This window comes from Stieleria tagensis (assembly GCF_024129865.1).
GTDB classification, from domain to species: Bacteria; Planctomycetota; Planctomycetia; order Pirellulales; family Pirellulaceae; genus Stieleria; species Stieleria tagensis.
In genome coordinates, this window is sequence record NZ_JAMYFE010000043.1 from 31675 (window position 1) to 49133 (window position 17459).

The window sequence follows — 17459 nt, forward strand, 5'->3', positions numbered from 1 at the left end:
TCAATCGTAGATCAAATGGCCCGAACGACGGGTCAAAAATTCGTCGACGCCGGCTCGCGTGATGGACATCACCTGGTCGACAGACTGCCCGGATTCAATGGCATCCAACGTGGGACGGCTACCCAATAGCCGCATCGCATCGCCAGCGTTCCATTGCTGGCCGTATCGTTTCTGCAGTGTGACCGCCAGCGCGACCCCCAGTCGCAACGGATCAAACTGTTCACGATCGGTGACGATCAAATTCACACCCCCACAGGATTCATCGCGGTAGCGGCTCGCGTCGGGTGTGAAACGAATCGGCACAACGGTCACGCCAGACAGTTTGCATTGCTTCAACTCCGCTGCAAACGTCAGTGGATCGATCCAAGGGGCACCAATCACTTCAAACGGCGTGTCGGTTCCGCGCCCCACAGAAAGATTCGTGGTTTCCAACATTCCGACGCCCGGATACAGCATCGCTTGGGTCAGGTTTCGCATGTTCGGCGATGGGTTGATCCATAACAGCCCCGTTTGGTCCCACCACATTTGCCGTCGCCAACCATCGCACTGCACCACATCCAACGGGCACGTTAAACCCAACTCGGCATGAAACAGTTTTGCCAGTTCACCGATCGTCATGGCGTGTCGGATTGGCAACGAATGAAACCCAACAAAAGACTCTTGTCCGTCGTCTAACATCGGACCGGAAACGGTTTGTCCGGTGATCGGATTCGGCCGATCCAAGACCACAAAACGTTTGCCATGCTCATCGGCGGCCTGCATGGCTTCACCCATCGTCGAGATGTAGGTGTAAAACCGTGCTCCGATATCCTGGATGTCGAACACCAAGACATCGATTTGGTCCAGCATCTCGGCCGTTGGTCGCCGCGTCTTGCCGTACAGGCTAAAAATCTCGACGCCTGTTTGTGTGTCGGTGCTGTTACCAATCGCCGCAACATCCAGTTCACCTCTAAACCCATGCTCGGGACTAAACAGCGCCGTCAATTGAACCTGGTCCGATTCCGCCAACAACTGCGCCGTGCTTGTGCCATCACGACAGCGACCGGTCTGATTGGTGATCAATCCGACACGTTGCCCCCGCAGCATTCCAAACCCATCGCGGCGAAGCACATCGATACCGGCCAAAACGACAGGCAACGACGGTTGCACCGATGGCTCTTGTCCCACTGCCGTGCCAGCCGCTCCGGTTCCAACAAACGCCGGCAAATTGACACCCCAGCAAGCGAGCAGCACCAGGCCAACTCGCAGCACATACTTGGCAATATCCGCGGACGCAAAGAAAAACAACTTCATGGGGAATTCAGCGAACTGCGTGCGTGACGTGGAAAAACAAACCCGGCCAATGAGCCGACGGCGAAGGTGGTGGTCGAACCGATCAATGCCAACCATGGCCAAGCCACTCGATCGGCTCCCTCGGGGGTCTTCAGGATAAATGATACCGTGACCAAGACGACGATGCCGGCAACCGCACCAATCAACACAGCCGTTTGACTGGCGCGTCGGCGAGCAATCCCCAACGCAAACAGCCCCAACAGAATCCCTGCCGAAAAACCAGCGATTTTCAACGCATTGTTGATCACCGATTCGTCCAGTGTATTGGCCCAGATACTGACCGCGATTTGCAGGACGCCAAAACCGACGGTCATCCAGCGCGAGACCCGCAACAACTGGCGATCGCTGACCGGCTGACGTTTCAACGGCACATAAAAATCGTTGACCAGCGCGGACACCGATGCACTGAGTGAACTGGACAGCGTCGACATGGCGGCGGCCAGGATCGCCGCCAACATCAATCCGATCAGCCCGACATTTTTGGGGAAGTGATCGACGATGAAATGGGCAAACACTTTGTCCGGTTTGATCGAATCGGTCAGCGGATAGTGCGAGTAAAAACAAGCCAACTGGACGCCAATCCACAAAAACAAGGCGAACTGCACCACGACCACAATCGAACTGAGGAACACCGCGCGTCCGGCGTCCTGCTGGGACCGGGCGCTCAAGTAACGCTGCACCATCATGTGATCGGTGCCGTGGGTGCCGATCGTCAACACCGCACCGCCGATCAGCCCCGCCCAAAGGTTGTAGGGATTCGACAGCGAAAATTCGGGATTGAACAACACCGACCGGTCGGTGCGACCGGCAAACGACCAAATCTCTGACCACCCGCCGGGTATCAGATGAATCAAAATTGCAACCGCGGCAATGCCACCGATCACGTAGATCACAAACTGGATGCAATCATTCCAAATCACGGATCGCAGCCCGCCAAAGAAGGTGTACAGAATCGTGACGCTGCCGACCACGACGACGCACTGCACAAACGGCCAATGAAAGACCGCTTCCAAAACGGCGCCCGCCAGATACAACCTCAACCCGTCGCCCAAATTCCGGGTGACGAGAAACAACAACGAGGCGAACGATTTGACCTTGCTGCCGAGCCGTTTTTCGAGCACCTGGTAGGCCGACATCAATTTGCCGTCGAAATACAAGGGCAAAAACACCATCACGACAATGGTTCGACCAAGCACGAACCCCAACGCGATCTGCAACCAACGCATCCCGGTTTCACCGTAGCCGACGCCGGGCAAACTGAGCACGGTCGCCGTGCTGGTCTCGGTCGCAACGATCGATCCCAAGATCGCCCACCAGGGCAGTGAACGACTGCCCAATAGATACGACTCGGTCGTCGTGTTCTTGCGACCGGTGATGAAACCGATCGCGATCGCCACCCCCAGCAATCCAACCAGCACCAGCCCATCGATCCATCCGAGTTCAACTGCCAACGAAGCCACCTACCGTCTATGCTTGTGCCGAAGTGATCGAGGAATGTTAACACAACTTGCCGTCGCCCTGACGAACCCACGCAATGTCCCACCAGCCAGCTGAACCCGAGATCGACCAGCTAACCACCGAGGCGTCGAATCCACGGTCCCGACAAATCGATACCCTGTCGACGCTCGAAATCGTCCGTTTGATCAATGCCGACGACGCCTTGATCGCGGCCGCGGTCGAGGCGGAGTCCGATGCAATTGCTGCGGCCATCGACGTCATCACCGACCGACTCCGCCAAGGCGGCCGATTGGTCTACATCGGCGCCGGAACGTCGGGTCGATTGGGTGTACTGGACGCCTCTGAATGCCCACCGACTTTCAGCACACCGCCGGAAATGGTCGTCGGATTGATTGCCGGCGGTGATTCGGCGCTGCGGCAAGCGATCGAAGGCGCCGAGGATGATCCGCAACAGGCCGTCACGGATCTGGCGGCGATCGAGTTGTGCGATCAAGACGTGCTGGTCGGAATCGCCACCAGTGGTCGCACGCCTTACGTGATCGGAGCCCTGCGACATGCGGCCGATGTGGGAGCCTACCCGATCGGCCTGGCCTGCAACGCGGACTCGCCGATGGCCGACGTTGCCAGGCTGATGATCACCCCGATCGTCGGTCCGGAACTGATTAGCGGTTCGACACGCATGAAAGCCGGCACAGCCACCAAATTGGTCTTGAACATGTTGACCACCGGCACGATGGTTCGACTGGGAAAGACCTATGGCAATTTGATGGTCGATCTGCGAGCGTCGAATTCAAAACTGCTGGCACGCAGCATCCGTTTGGTTTCGCAGCTAACCGGACTCGACCGCGCCCAGGCTGCGGAGGCACTTGATCAATGTTCGGGCGAATTAAAAACGACCGTCGTTGCGGTGCTGCGTGACGTCAGCCCCGATTCGGCCCGCGCTCTTTTAAAACAATTCGGTGGCCAATTGCGACCGGCCATTGCGTCCCACTTACCTCGTAATCAACCATGACTGAATTTTCGCGGACCCTTTTGATCGGCGTTGATGCCGGCGGCAGCAAGACCACCGCTTGGGTCGTCGATGAAGCCGATGCGTTGGAACTGATTCACCCACAACCATTGGGACGGGGATCCAGCGGTCCGGCCAATCCCACTGCGAACGGGTTTGACACGGCATGCCGAGCGATCGAACAAGCGATTCAGAACGCTTTGGTTGACGCCGGCATCCGGCTGGACCATGCGACCCAACCCTGTCAAATCAAACTGTGTTTGTCGGTCGCCGGTGTGGGTCGGGAGCGTGAAAAACAACAGATGACCGATTGGGCTCAGACACGTTTCAATCCGGCTAGCCTGGCGGTGACCGATGATGCCCAACCGATCCTGGCAGCCGCATCGCCACAGCAGGTCGGCATCGCGTTGATTTGTGGGACGGGATCCTATGCCTGGGGACGCGGTGTTGACGGGCTGACCGATCGCTGCGGCGGGTGGGGGTATTTGTTTGGCGATGAAGGCAGCGGGTACGCGATCGGAGTTGCCGGCCTGACCGCGGCAGCAAAATTTGCCGATGGACGTGGCGAGCGCACCGTGTTGCTAGACGCGCTGTGCCAATGGCTGAAGATCGAAAAATCATCTCAGCTAATTGAAAGTATTTACGGTGGATCGACCGACCGTGGCGCCGTGGCGCGATTGAGCGAAGTCGTGTTCGCTGCGGCGTCCGAGGACGCGGTCGCTTCGGGGATTGTTGACCAAGCCGTCGAAGGACTCTCTGCGATGGTTCATTCACTGGCCCCACGACTGAATTTCGGCTCCGAAGATTCGGGGCTGTCACCGATTCTGGCACTCGGTGGAGGCGTCCTGGTGCATCAACCGCTGCTGCGGCAACGATTGGCTGAAAAGCTACCGGACCTAGCAGAAAAAATGGCGGTGGTCAGCACACCGGTGGCAGGGGCGATTCGCATCGCCGGCGCCGAATAAAGCGAACGACCGGCGATCGATCGCAACCGTTTGCCCGGGATGCAGCGGTTTTCGCGTCATCAACGAAGCTGTCATTTTGCCGGCCATGGTTTCCGCAGAACGTGGTCGCGGCGGGCGCGGTTGATTAAGATGCACGTCCCGCCAGTCCCACCCAATCCCTCCAAAATCTGTCTCGTCGGCCGCAGTCACTGCGAATCGATGGGGACATCCATCGCATGATTGCACTGCGTCCTGCCCCGCCGCCGCTCGGCCGATTCAACGCTGCCATTCCCAACCGACGCGCCCAATCGCCGCTGATGGTGTCCCTGCTGATGGCATGCTGCCTGTGCTCGGTGACAGCGGCACAAGACGAACTGCCACCGGTGACCGCCGCGCGAATTCGTGTGGGGCAATCCAATTCGTCGTACCAATTGCTGGGCACGGTCACGCCAAGCCGCAAAACGACAATCGGTTGCGCACTGGCCGGACGCGTCCGTGAATTGACGCTCAAACGAGGTGCCCGACTGGAAGCTGGCGATTCGATCGCTCAGCTACAAACCGAGGTCGTCAAGATTGAATTGGAAGCCGCCAAAGCCCAGCTTCGTTTGGTCCAGCATCAATTGGCCGAACTGGAAACCGGATCGCGTGATGAAGACATCGCCGAAGCCAAGGCGCGTATGGAAGCCGCCGCCGCCATCGCGCTGCGCTCGTCCAGCCAATTGCAACGTATCGAACGGTTAATCGAATCCCGCGCCGCGTCGGCCGACGAAGTCGATGTGGCGATCGCCGAAGCGGATTCGTCGAAAAAGCTGTTGCTGGCCGAGACGATCGCCCACCAACGTTTGGTCGCCGGGCCGCGCGCCGAACAAGTTGCCCAGGCCCAGGCGAGTGTGGACCTACAACGCGAACAGGTTCGATTGTTAGAAGATCGATTGCAAAAGCACACCGTGATCGCACCGTTCGATGGATACATCACTGCTGAATACACCGAAGCCGGTGCCTGGATCACAGCCGGCGCACCGGTGATCGATTTGATCGAACTGGACACCGTGCAGGTTGAAGTCGCTGTGCCTGCAGCCCAAATCGTGTCGCTGAAACCCGGCCAATCAATTCGCATTGAATGCTCCGAACGACCACAGGAATTGCTGCTCGGTACGCTCGAACGCATCGTCCCGTCGGCCGACACGCGGGCACGAACGTTTCCGATTTTGATCCGCGTTGAAAACCGAATCGACGACGACATTCCCATTTTGATGTCCGGGATGGTGGTCAAAATCCACTTGCCCGTCGGACCGCAACTCGAATCCACCTTTGTGCCGACCGACGCGATCGTCTTGGAACAGGTGCAACAGTCGGTGTACGTCGTTGACTTCAATGACCAACCGACCGCCTCGCAAAACACACGCACTGGAACCGTGCGTCGAGTGCCCGTTCGACTGGGTATCGCCGACGGTGGATCGATTTCAGTCACCGGCCAATTGCAACCCGACGAACTGGTCGTCACCCGTGGCAACGAGGGATTGACCCCCGGTCAAACCGTGGAGGTCACCGTCGTTGACGGCTGAGACGCAATGTTTGAAACACTGATCCGCAATCCGGTCAAAGTCTACGTCGGTGCAATTCTGGCGGCGTTGTTCGGAACCCTATCGCTGGGAATGATCCCCAAACAATTGGTGCCCGAGGTTCAAAACCCGGTGCTAACCATCGAAACGAATTGGCCCGGGGCCAGCCCCCAGGAAATCGAGCGTGAAATCGTGCTCGAGCAAGAGGAACAACTGCAGGGCGTCGAAGGGCTGGTCAAACTGTCCAGCAACTGCAGCGTTTCCAACGCCGAAATCACGCTGGAATTCGAAATCGGAACCAACATTGATGACGCAATGGCGCGGGTCAACACACGTCTGCAACAGGTTCGCGAGTATCCCCTGGACGCCGGCGAACCGGTGATCGAAGCGTCCGATGTCGGCGACCGCCCGATCGCTCGATTTGCACTCACCCCACGCCCCCCTGGAACCGAGCAAATCGCGTCGTTCCAATCCGCCAACCCGGCGATCGCCGAACTGTTGGAACCGGCCAAGCAGGCCAGTAATTCGGCACTCCGCGTGTTCCGACTGAATAACTGTTTGGACGAACATTTGGCCGAGCACCCTGAATTGGAAACGCTGCGTCCACCGCCGATCAACCTGGAAAAACTGCGCAAGTTTTCGGAGAACTTTGTCGAACCGAGACTGGAACGTGTCGGTGGCGTGTCGGATGCCGAAACGCGGGGCGGCCGTGAAGAAGAGTTGCAGGTGATCGTCGATCCGGAAAAACTGGCGACGCGGCAAATCACCATCGGCCAAGTCCGAGACGCGCTGAATCGCCAGAACAGCGACACCACCGCCGGAGACATTTTCCAAGGCAAACGCAGTTGGGTGATCCGCACGCTGGGTCAGTTTCGCGATCCCCAACAAGTCGCCCGCCAACTGTTGGTTTCTGACGGCAACACCCGTGTCTACATCGGCGATGTCGCCGAAGTCAAACTGGGTTACAAGGATCGCGACAGCATTTCCCGTCGCTATGGCACCGAAAGCATTGGGATCAGCGTCAGTCGTGTCACTGGAGCAAATGTTTTGGAGGTGATGAAGGGATTGCGCGCCGCAGAGCTTGAATTGAACGAAGGCTTTTTGGCTCGCGAAGGCCTGGAGTTATTTCAATACTACGACGAAACCGAATACATCGAATCGTCGATCGACTTGGTCGTCCAAAACATGCTGATCGGCAGTGCGGCGACCATCATCGTTTTGATGTTGTTCTTGCACTTTGGACGCACCACGATGCTGGCCAGTGTGGTGATCGCGGCGACCGCGGTCGCATCGGTGTATGTTTCGCCTTGGTTTTACCTGGCCACCATGGCATTGATTTTTGGGTTCGGATTTCGCGTCGCACGGGGGGCGTTGGTTGCTGCGGTAGCCATCCCTATCAGTATCGCCGGCGCGTTCTTGTGCATGACTTTGTTGGGCCGATCGCTGAACGTGATTTCACTGGCCGGAATGGCGTTTGCCGTGGGGATGTTGGTCGACAACGCCGTCGTGGTCTTGGAGAACATCACCCGTCGTCGGCAACTGGGCGAATCCGCTTTTGTTGCTTCCACACGCGGTGTCAGCGAAGTCGCCGGCGCCATCGTTGCTTCGACCCTGACCACGATCGCCGTGTTCTTGCCTGTGATTTTTGTCCAGGCGACCGCCGGGCAATTGTTTCGTGACATCGCGTTGGCGATCAGTTGCGGGATCGCGTTTTCCCTGCTGGTTTCGTTCACGGTGATCCCCACCGCCGCCTCGCGACTGTTTCTGCGTCCACAGAAAGCGCAGTCGAAATCAGGCCCCCTGGAGCGACTGGTCCAGGGGGCGGCATCCGGCTTGGTCAACGCGATCGTTGGTTTAAACACTTGGATTCTTGGGTCACGGCTGCGCTCGATCGCGGTGGCATTGTTGATGACCACAGCCTCGATCGGAATCAGTTACTTGCTGTGGCCGAAAGTCGAGTACTTGCCAACCGGAAATCGAAACTTCGTTTTCGCACGTTTTTCGTTGCCGCCGGGTTACAACCTGGACGAATTGTCCGACATCGGTGCCACCGTCGAAGAACGCCTGCGTCCGTACTGGGACATCGACCAGGACAGTGGACCGACCGACGGGTCCGACGCTCCCGCGATTGATTATTATTTTTGCTCGATCCGTGATCGCAGTCTGTTCATGGGATTCCGCGCCCGCGACGACTCACGCGCCGCGGAACTGATCCCATTGGTTCGCAGCGCTGGCAGAGGGTTGCCGGGTGTTCGTGTGATCGGTGCCCAGTCCAGCCTGTTCGGACGCGGACTCACGAGCGGGCGGACGATCGATATCGAAATCTCGGGTCCAGAACTGGAACGCATGGTGGAGATCGCCGCACGTGTTTTGGACGATGTCGATCGCTTGATGCCCGGCGGCCAAGCCTCCGCCGAACCCAGTCTGGAACTCGCCAGCCCCGAAATTCATTTGAAGCCTCGATTGTTGGCTTCCTCGGAAATGGGAATCGACACGACCGATTTGGGATACGTGGTCAACGCACTGGTCGACGGTGCCTATGCCGGCGACTACTTCGTCGGTGGCGAAAAGATCGACATGACGATCAAAGGCAGAGACAATGGCAGTATCGAACCCCAGGATTTAATGTCGCTTCCGTTGGCAACCGGCGATGGTGAAGTCGTGCCGTTGATGGCGGTGGCCGATATGAGTTACGGCAGCGGGCCGGAACAGATCCAACGCCGCGAACGATTGCGGGCAATCACCGTGCAGGTCAGCCCGCCACCGGAGATGCCATTGGAAGCCGCGATGGAACTGGTCAACGGCGAAATCATTGGCCCACTGATCGACGAGGGCATGATCGGCAGCGAGTACTTTGTTGCGCTTTCAGGGACGGCGGATAAATTGCGAGAGGCGTGGGACGCGTTGCAGTTCAACTTTCTGCTGGCGTTATTGATCACCTACCTGTTGATGGCGGCTCTGTTTGAATCCTGGCTGTATCCGCTGGTCGTGATCTTTAGCGTGCCACTAGGTGCTGTTGGTGGCATCATCGGACTTTGGGTGTTGAACTTTTTTGTCACCCAATCACTCGACGTGCTAACCATGCTGGGATTCATCATCTTGATCGGGACGGTGGTCAATAATGCGATCTTGATTGTCCATCAATCGCTGGTGCACATGCGTGAAGAGAACTTGAAACCGATCCAAGCGGTTCCGGAAAGCGTGCGGACGCGGATTCGGCCGATTTGCATCACGACGCTGACCACTGTGTTGGGTTTGCTGCCGCTGGTGCTGTTTCCGGGTGCCGGGAGTGAACTTTATCGCGGACTGGGGGTCGTTTTCCTGGGGGGGATGATCGTCTCGACCTGTTTCACGTTGGTGTTGGTCCCGGTTGTGTTCGTTTTGCTGATGGATCTAAAAGCGTTCCTCAGTCCCGCCGCGACGATGCGTCCCACGTCCTGGGATAGCCAATCGCAATTATCGGACCAGGCTGCGTTGAATCCGCCGCGCCCGAGCAGTCTGCTCGCTGATCTGGACCCGGACGAAAAAGTTGACGCGACGAAGGAAATCCAGGGACTATATTGAGTCCAACCAAACTCTGATCGTGCCGCCAGCTTGCCCCCCCTCTGCCGAATGAGTGAACCCGCCACCGATCCGCACACCCGGCCCACGCCGGAGCCGCGGATGTCCGCCGAACTAGACGCCACACTGCTGCAGGAGGAATTGGAATCGCAGCCGGTGGTGAAGATCGGCACCCACACGGTTTCCAAGCAAGAATGCGATTTGGCGTTTGCCGCGGCGCTGCTGCGAACCGGTTGGGTGACCGAGCGTCGTTTGGCTGCCGTCGCCAAAAGCTGGACAGCATTTGGTGCGGCGAGCTTGGCAGATCACATCGTCGCCTGTGGGCTGCTTTCGATTCAAAAAGCCAACGAGATCGAACAATCCGCGCAAAGTCTGTTGACCCGGTTGGCCGACCGCACCGCGACCAACGGTTCCGCTGCGACCGACAGCACAAAGTGGCTGGTGGATTTGGATCCAGACGGCCGGCTGGCCAAGTTGCTGGGGATCGCAGATTCCAGCATGATGCAGGGAATCGAGGTCCAGGACCGTCAAGTCGACGCCAGATACACGCTGCTGCGCAAACTGGGGCAGGGCGGGCTGGGCGTGGTGTGGTTGGCGCGTGACGAGAATCTGCAGCGATATGTCGCGATCAAAGAGATCAATCGTGACATCGCCCCGGATGATGTCGCGCTGGAACACTTTCGCCGTGAAGCCGAAATCACGGGCCGGTTGGAACATCCCGGCATCGTGCCGATCTATCAATATGGTCGCGATGAAACGACGGGCAAGGTGTTTTATGTGATGCGTTTCCTGGGACGCAAGACACTGCAAGACGCATTGTCCGAATACCACGAGCGACGTGGTTTGGGCAACGATGACCCGATGGCACTGCACCGGATGTTGACAGCGTTCGTCAGCATCTGCCAGTCGGTAGGACACGCCCATTCCCGACGTGTAATCCATCGCGATTTGAAACCCGCCAATATTGCGTTGGACCGATTCGATAAAGTCACCTTATTGGACTGGGGACTGGCCAAAGTCAATGACGAAACGGGCGTGTACAACGTCAACGGACGCACCGAACCGGCCGATCTGCACAGCACCGGTTCACTGGCCGCCGCCCGTGTGATCGGGACGCCGCTGTACATGGCACCCGAACAGGCCGCTGGTCGACTGGACGAAGTCGACGAGCTGACGGACATCTACGGCCTGGGCGGTATTTTGTACGCCATTTTGACCGGCGTCGGTCCGCACCAATCGACCGTCGAGTCATTGAACACACACGTCGCCGCCACCGAAATCCTGTCGCGAATCGTTTCCCAACCCGTGCCGGCACCCCAGACCGTGCGCCCGAGCGTGTCACCAGAACTCAACGCGATCTGTTTGAAAGCGCTGTCGACAAAACGCTACTTGCGGTACGAGACAGCCACCGAATTGGCCGAAGACGTCCAACGCTACATGGCTGGCACTCCGGTGACCGCCTATGAAGCTCCGATGAAACGTCGTTTGAGTCGGTGGATGGCCAATCACCCGACACTGGCACAATCGCTGATGCTGTTGATCTCGTTGGTTGTCGTCGCCGGACTGATCGTGGCGTTTGCGGCGCGTCAGGGACGTCAATCGCTGATCGACGCGCGCTACGCGTCGGTGAAAGAATCCGCCCGTGACCTGCAGATCCACTTGAAATTAGAAGCCAACGAGTTGGAGCGCGACCTGCGGTTCATCACCGAATTGCCGCTGATGCAAGCGATCACACAGTCCCAGCGCGGGCTGACCGCCTCGGATGCCACACCAGATCGCCCGGCGGCTGAAAACCAATCCAGCCAGTCAATCGATCAACCAGCCGACAGCGCCGGCGCAGACGGGTTGTACGAAGCGGAACTCCGATTGCTCAGCCCCAAACAGTGGCTGCGGCGTCAAGGCGATTTGTTTGCCGGTTTGCTCAACGCCAACCCGTCCTACTTGATGATGACCAGTTGCATTCGCCAACCGGATTTCTCGTATCGGGAATTGGTCCGCACCGAGCGAATTGCAGCCGGCCAGCGAACCATGCAGGTCCCTCGAAAACAACTACTGATTTCCAGTCCCAGTGACGACTCGGAAGCCAATTTCGAATTGCTCGAAGCGATGCGTCCCGGCGTGGTGGTGCTGGTCACGAACGACCAAATTGCTCCCGATGTACCGACCAACCACCGCTCGCCATTGGTACTCAGCGGGATCAGCGCGGTGCATGACAGCGACGGTGAGTTCTTTGGAATCAACGTCATCGAACTTGATCTGCGTCATCGCCTGGAACAGTTGCTCTCTGCCGAGGCACGCGAAAACGTCGACGTTCGCATCACCGACGCCAACGGCATCACAGTGATGCGCTATGAGAATGGCAAGATCACGGATTTGGTCAACGAAGAACAAATCACACAAGAGATCCCGCAACTCAAAGATTTCTACACGGCCGATTCCAAGTTGATGGAAATCGGTGACGGCAAAACGTTTTTTGCCACCCGCGTCCAACTCGGTTCCACCGGCGAGCGAGCCCGAATCGGAATCGTAACCCGCATTTTAGAGCCTCGCTGATTCAATTGCGTTGCTTGCCGCCGCCCGCAGCGTAGCGTTTGCTTTGTCGATTGATATGGTCCAGCGATTCAGCCGGTCGCCCGCATGCCCAATGAATCCCGGCCGCTAAGAGCGCCTGGAATTCCGGTTGGCGAAAATCGCCGGGGTGACCGAGCGAGGTGTAGAAAGAACGGCCGCCATCATTGCGAACAAACGTCCACGCCAGCGGTTGGGCGTCGTTTCCATCGACTTGCCCGGAAAACAATACACGTGTCCCGGCGGCCAACGGGGTCACCTTGTAGAGCGACCCGGCGGGTTTGATCGCTACCACATCAGTGGCGTCCAAGATCGGATGTTCGGCACCATCAGCGAGCGGCAGAACATTCGTTTGCAATGAATTGCCAAAATGGTTGCTGTAGTTTCCGCCGAACACGTCGCCGTCAAACGTCGGCCAAACCGCAGTCCCCGCTGGCGGTTCCTTGCCCCGCAACGAAAACGCATGACTGGCCGTGCGAATTCCGATCACGGGTTTTCCCTCGGCAATGAACTGACGAATCAAGGCTAGGTCCGCCGCCGGCAGCGCGCGACGACGGACACTGACCAACAATGCATCCGCAGCGGCCAACTGCTGCACCCCCACCATTTCATTTCGCTCGCTGTCACTTCCCCAAGCCACATCGACGCTGAAGTGTTGGCTCAAATGGGTCGCGGCAAATGCCGGCAATGTGCGTTGGGTTTCGTATTCGTCTTCCGCGATTAGCATCAACAATCGCGTGCGCTGGTCACCGGCAAAACGAAAGGGCTGGTCACCTAGGACCTGATCACTGGTGATCGTCGGACAGACATAGCGCTCGACATGGTTGATGATCAAATCGGTACCCGTGAAATGATTGGCGTAGGGCCAGGCACCAGGGTTGTACATTGTGTCGGTTAAATCCCGTGCCAGAACCACGTTTTTTCCTGCCGCAGCCAGACGTCGCAAACCAAAGGGACGACCAAGGACACACATGTTGGTGTGCACGCCGACCAGAATCACATTGCGAATTTGATTGGCATCTAAAACGCTCCAAATCTCACTGCCGCTGTCGCTGATGTAATCTCGCTGTGGGTCAATCCGAATGACGTCGGTTTGCTGCTGCCAAGGTGCTTTGGGGTTGCGGCCGATTGCGGCCAATCGCTCGGCCCATTGCTGATGCTGCTCGGGATCGTCGTCTTCTCCGCCGTCGGATTGATCGATCGGATAGGCGGCGACTTCCTCGCTGGGGATTTGATCACACCAATCATCGATTTGATCGGGCTGTGATTTGGCCGCCGCGACCCGTTCGATCCGCAGACGCGCGGGATGGTTGCGATAGGCATCCATACAACCACTTGGTGCGTGAATGATCGTCACCCCTTGGTCGCGCAGAAGTTCACAAAAGGCATTCATCCGAGGTGCCAATTGAGTGACTCGTCGCACCGCATTCAGACAATGATGGGCATCCCACATGTCACACACGATCACCGCCGTCTGTGCCGGGACCCACTGCTCGTCGCGAGTCAGACGATGAAATCGGTTAGAATCTGCCGCGGTGGGCTGTTGGGATCGCAGCTCGAGTTCAATCGATTGAGCCCAGAGCAGACCACTTGAGCTTCCGGCCAAAGCCGACAGAATTCCCAAAAGGAAAAAAAGCGATTTCATCACAGAATCAAAGTGGGTTGGCGGCGGGACGGAGGACCAGGAAGGGATTCCCAGTCTAACCGATCCCAGCATGGCCATACTCGAATACGATTGCCACGGCATCCGCAGGAAACTCCACATGGCACGATCAACAGAAACCCATTGCTTCAATCGCCGCGCGGCAATGATTGCCGGTGCGTCGCTATCCACCGCCGCGCTGGCTGGCAGAGCGTCCGCGGCCGGTTCGGGCCCGAGGCAGTGGTGGGGCTGGCGCGGGCCAGATGGGAAAAACACCGCCGCCGCGGGCGCCACCCCGCCGGCGGGCATCGCCGACCAGAACGTCGCTTGGTCAGTTGAGGTCCCGGGTCGTGGGCATAGCTCGCCGATCGTGGTGGACGATTCGATCTATTTGACGACGGCGGACAAAACCGCCGGCACCCAGTCGGTGTTGGCCTTCCGCCGCGACGGCAAACCGGACTGGACGCAAGTCGTGCACGACGGCGGCATCCCTGGCGATAACCATCGCAACAATACCGAGGCGTCTCCGACACTGGCCTATGACGGCGAAGGGTTGTTTGCCGCGTTTTATAACTCGGATGCGATTTGGCTGACCAAACTATCGACCACGGGCAAAATCATCTGGCAACAGAACATCGGTCGCTATCACCCCAACCAATACAAATACGGCTATGCCGCTTCGCCGTTGGTTTACCGCGACAGCGTCATCATCAACGCCGACTTCGATGGTCAATCGTTTTTGGCAGCCGTCGATCGCCGAACTGGCAAACCGATTTGGAAAGTGAAACGCCCTGGCAAAACCAGTTTTTCGTCTCCGATCGTTGCCAACATTGCCCAGCGGGACCAACTGTTACTGAGTGGTGGCGAGATGGTCGCCGCCTACTCGCCCGATGATGGAACGATGCTATGGAAAGTCGACGGCGCTGCGACGATGGCGACCTGTGGCACGATGGTTTGGGACAACGACCTGGTCTTTGCCAGCGGCGGCTACCCAGGAAATAAAACCGTTTGCATCGCGGCCAACGGAACGACGGACGATGGCAAGCGTTCCGAGCGCTGGTCCAATTCAAGCAAATGTTACGAGCAATCGTTGCTGGCTCACGACGGATTGTTGTTTGCCGTCGCAGATAGCGGCGTGGCGTTTTGCTGGCGATGTCGCGATGGGGAACTGATGTGGCGTCAACGACTCGGTGGCAAATACAGCAGTTCCCCGCTGTTGGTTGGTGACACCCTGTATGTGTTCAGTGAAACCGGAAACGGATTTGCTTTCGCCGCTTCACCCGACGGTTACAAGGATCGCGGCCAAAGCAAACTGGGTGACGAAATTTTTGCGTCCCCTGTGTTTGTCGACGACACCCTGTATCTGCGTGTGGCCAAACAAGTCGGCCATCGTCAAGAATACCTGCTGGCGATTCGCTAGCGATCCGACGGAAATCAATCGGCTAAGTAAAGAAACTCAGCAATCATTCATTTCCACCGAATAAGGTGGAATTGCGATCGGTTGGCCATGACAATGCCTTGCCCCGCTGCGAATCTCAAAGCGACAATCCCCCTCCTTTCTCATTCACGTTGCCTACCGGAGCGCCACCTTGTTTCGATTCCTCCCTTGCCGCCCATTGCTTGTGGCCGCTGCACTTGTTGCCTGCGGTTTCACGGCGTGCCACAGCGACCACGCCTGCGCCGCGAATAGACTCTCTGGAACCCGCCCGAACGTCATCATCGTGCTGGTGGACGACATGGGTTATTCCGATTTGGGATGTTATGGCGGCGAGATTGAAACACCAAATATTGATGCCTTGGCCGCCGGCGGTTTGCGATTCACGCAGTTCTACAACCAGGGACGTTGTTGTCCAACACGTGCCAGTCTGATCACAGGTCTGCAGCCGCACCAAGTCGGCATCGGTCACATGACGGCATCACCGGGGAAACCCCTCGGATTTGAAGGCCCCTACCAAGGCTATTTGAACGACAACTGCACAACGATCGCTAGCGTCTTGAAATCAGCGGGCTATCAAACGCTGATGACCGGTAAATGGCACTTGGGAGCTGAAAACAAAGCTTGCTGGCCGCTGCAACGAGGGTTCGATCGTTACTACGGATGCATCAGCGGCGCGATCAATTATTTCAAACCCGGCGGCGACCGCGGCCTGACCGAAGGCGAACAAGCCACTGAGGTGCCGGATGACTTTTATGCAACGGACACGTTCACCGACAAAGCCATCGGATACATCGACGAAGCCGTCCAACAGGAGGACCAGCCCTTCTTTCTGTACCTGGCCTACAATGCGCCGCACTGGCCACTGAACGCCAAGTGGGAGGACTTTCAAAAGTATCGTGGCAAGTACCAGGGCGGCTGGGATCAGTTGATCGAAGCGCGCAACCGCCGCCAGCGTGAACTGGGGATCCTGGCCGAGGGCACTCAACCAGCGCCGCATCCGGGCCCCAAGTGGGACAGCCTCCCGCAGAAACAGCGTGACCGCTTGGACGCCGTGATGGCAGCCTATGCCGGGTGCGTGGATTCAATCGATCAGAACATCGGCAAATTGGTCGACCATCTGAAATCGATCGACCAGTTTGACGACACCGTGATTTTCTTTCTGTCAGACAATGGTGCCTGCCAAGAGGGCGGACCGTTTGGCAAGGGTGGCGAGGCGATGGTCAAGAACCCACCGCTGGAAACTGTTGACGGAGTCCGAATCGGGATGCATTGGGCCGGCGCCTGCAACACGCCGTATCGCAAGTACAAACACTATGTCCACGAAGGCGGTGCTTGCACGCCGATGATCGCACATTGGCCACGCGGAATCGCGGCTCAGGACCGCGGCACGCTGATCCAGCAACCGGCCTACTTGCAGGACTTCATGACGACGTTGATCGATCTGTCCGGGGGCAGCTACCCAGACAGCGTGCCCGCCTGTCAAGGCAAATCGATCGTGCCACTGCTCTCAGGCGTCCGAGAACCGATCCATAGCGAACCGTTGTTTTGGGAACACGAAGGCAACGCGGCGGTCCGCGACGGACAATGGAAATTGGTCCGCGAGTACGAGCACCCCTGGGAACTGTACGACCTGTCCAACGACCGGACCGAACTGCATGATTTGTCTCAACAGCAGCCTCAGCGGCGTGCAGAGATGATCAAGCAATGGGAGACCTGGGCCACCGAAACCGGCGTTCGCTTTCCCGTCCGATTCAACATGTACGAGTTCTTGAAGAACAAGAAATAGAGAAGGATCGGGTGCTCGCAGGTTGATGCGTGTGGCATTGGTTGTTGGTAACCCGACGCGTCAGTTTTGAAGCCAGCGCATTTGCAATTCACTCGCCCGCTTGCAGGTCGTCCAGCTTCGCTCACGGCTCAATAGGGCGGGTTTTCAGGGTGAGGTTGA

Annotated in this window: 10 protein-coding genes; 7 read left to right on the forward strand and 3 right to left on the reverse strand. The window is 57.9% G+C overall.

All coding sequences use genetic code 11. The annotated features are described in order from the left end of the window. The gene (locus NHH03_RS10265; RefSeq protein WP_253155854.1) at positions 1-1293 is read right to left on the reverse strand and encodes an exo-beta-N-acetylmuramidase NamZ family protein; all 1293 of its coding nucleotides are present in this window, start codon (positions 1291-1293) and stop codon (positions 1-3) included. Continuing rightward, positions 1290-2783: a sodium:solute symporter gene (locus tag NHH03_RS10270; RefSeq protein WP_253155856.1), complete on the reverse strand. Its 1494-nt coding sequence runs from the start codon at positions 2781-2783 to the stop codon at positions 1290-1292. Before NHH03_RS10270 ends, NHH03_RS10265 begins: the two co-directional genes overlap by 4 nt. Before the next feature lie 83 nt (positions 2784-2866). On the opposite strand from NHH03_RS10270, the gene murQ reads away from it, so the two are divergent. The 5 genes from murQ (at position 2867) to NHH03_RS10295 (ending at position 12419) form a co-directional block, all read left to right on the forward strand. After that, entirely contained in the window at positions 2867-3802 is a 936-nt protein-coding gene (gene murQ, locus NHH03_RS10275; protein ID WP_253155858.1) for an N-acetylmuramic acid 6-phosphate etherase, read from the forward strand. After that, positions 3799-4764, forward strand: a complete 966-nt coding sequence (locus tag NHH03_RS10280; protein WP_253155860.1) for an N-acetylglucosamine kinase — start codon at positions 3799-3801, stop codon at positions 4762-4764. The genes murQ and NHH03_RS10280 overlap by 4 nt, the downstream gene beginning before the upstream one ends. Positions 4765-4979: 215 nt before the next feature. Continuing rightward, positions 4980-6308 carry an efflux RND transporter periplasmic adaptor subunit gene (locus NHH03_RS10285; protein WP_253155862.1) on the forward strand — a complete coding sequence of 443 codons (1329 nt, stop codon included), beginning with the start codon at positions 4980-4982 and terminating at the stop codon, positions 6306-6308. Positions 6309-6314: 6 nt separating this feature from the next. Further along, entirely contained in the window at positions 6315-9869 is a 3555-nt protein-coding gene (locus tag NHH03_RS10290) for an efflux RND transporter permease subunit (protein WP_253155864.1), read from the forward strand. A 48-nt stretch (positions 9870-9917) separates the two neighbouring features. After that, positions 9918-12419: a serine/threonine-protein kinase gene (locus NHH03_RS10295; RefSeq protein ID WP_253155866.1), complete on the forward strand. Its 2502-nt coding sequence runs from the start codon at positions 9918-9920 to the stop codon at positions 12417-12419. 1 nt (position 12420) lies between these two features. Here NHH03_RS10295 and NHH03_RS10300 read toward each other — a convergent pair whose 3' ends face one another. Then, on the reverse strand, positions 12421-14079 hold the full coding sequence (locus tag NHH03_RS10300) for a ThuA domain-containing protein (protein ID WP_253155868.1): 1659 nt from the start codon (positions 14077-14079) through the stop codon (positions 12421-12423). Between the two features lie 118 nt (positions 14080-14197). On the opposite strand from NHH03_RS10300, the gene NHH03_RS10305 reads away from it, so the two are divergent. Continuing rightward, complete coding sequence (locus NHH03_RS10305) at positions 14198-15496, forward strand: outer membrane protein assembly factor BamB family protein (RefSeq protein ID WP_253155870.1); 1299 nt, start codon at positions 14198-14200, stop codon at positions 15494-15496. A gap of 202 nt (positions 15497-15698) precedes the next feature. Then, positions 15699-17300, forward strand: coding sequence for an arylsulfatase (locus tag NHH03_RS10310; protein WP_315861442.1), 1602 nt, complete (start codon positions 15699-15701; stop codon positions 17298-17300). Positions 17301-17459: the final 159 nt, after the last annotated feature.

Excerpts from the sequence above, each read along its gene's own strand:
- NHH03_RS10295 (WP_253155866.1), top strand. The coding sequence starts at position 9,918 with ATGAGTGAACCCGCCACCGATCCGCACACCCGGCCCACGCCGGAGCCG.
- NHH03_RS10300 (WP_253155868.1), bottom strand. The coding sequence starts at position 14,079 with ATGAAATCGCTTTTTTTCCTTTTGGGAATTCTGTCGGCTTTGGCCGGA.
- NHH03_RS10285 (WP_253155862.1), top strand. The coding sequence starts at position 4,980 with ATGATTGCACTGCGTCCTGCCCCGCCGCCGCTCGGCCGATTCAACGCT.
- murQ (WP_253155858.1), top strand. The coding sequence starts at position 2,867 with ATGTCCCACCAGCCAGCTGAACCCGAGATCGACCAGCTAACCACCGAG.
- NHH03_RS10305 (WP_253155870.1), top strand. The coding sequence starts at position 14,198 with ATGGCACGATCAACAGAAACCCATTGCTTCAATCGCCGCGCGGCAATG.
- NHH03_RS10265 (WP_253155854.1), bottom strand. The coding sequence starts at position 1,293 with ATGAAGTTGTTTTTCTTTGCGTCCGCGGATATTGCCAAGTATGTGCTG.
- NHH03_RS10290 (WP_253155864.1), top strand. The coding sequence starts at position 6,315 with ATGTTTGAAACACTGATCCGCAATCCGGTCAAAGTCTACGTCGGTGCA.
- NHH03_RS10280 (WP_253155860.1), top strand. The coding sequence starts at position 3,799 with ATGACTGAATTTTCGCGGACCCTTTTGATCGGCGTTGATGCCGGCGGC.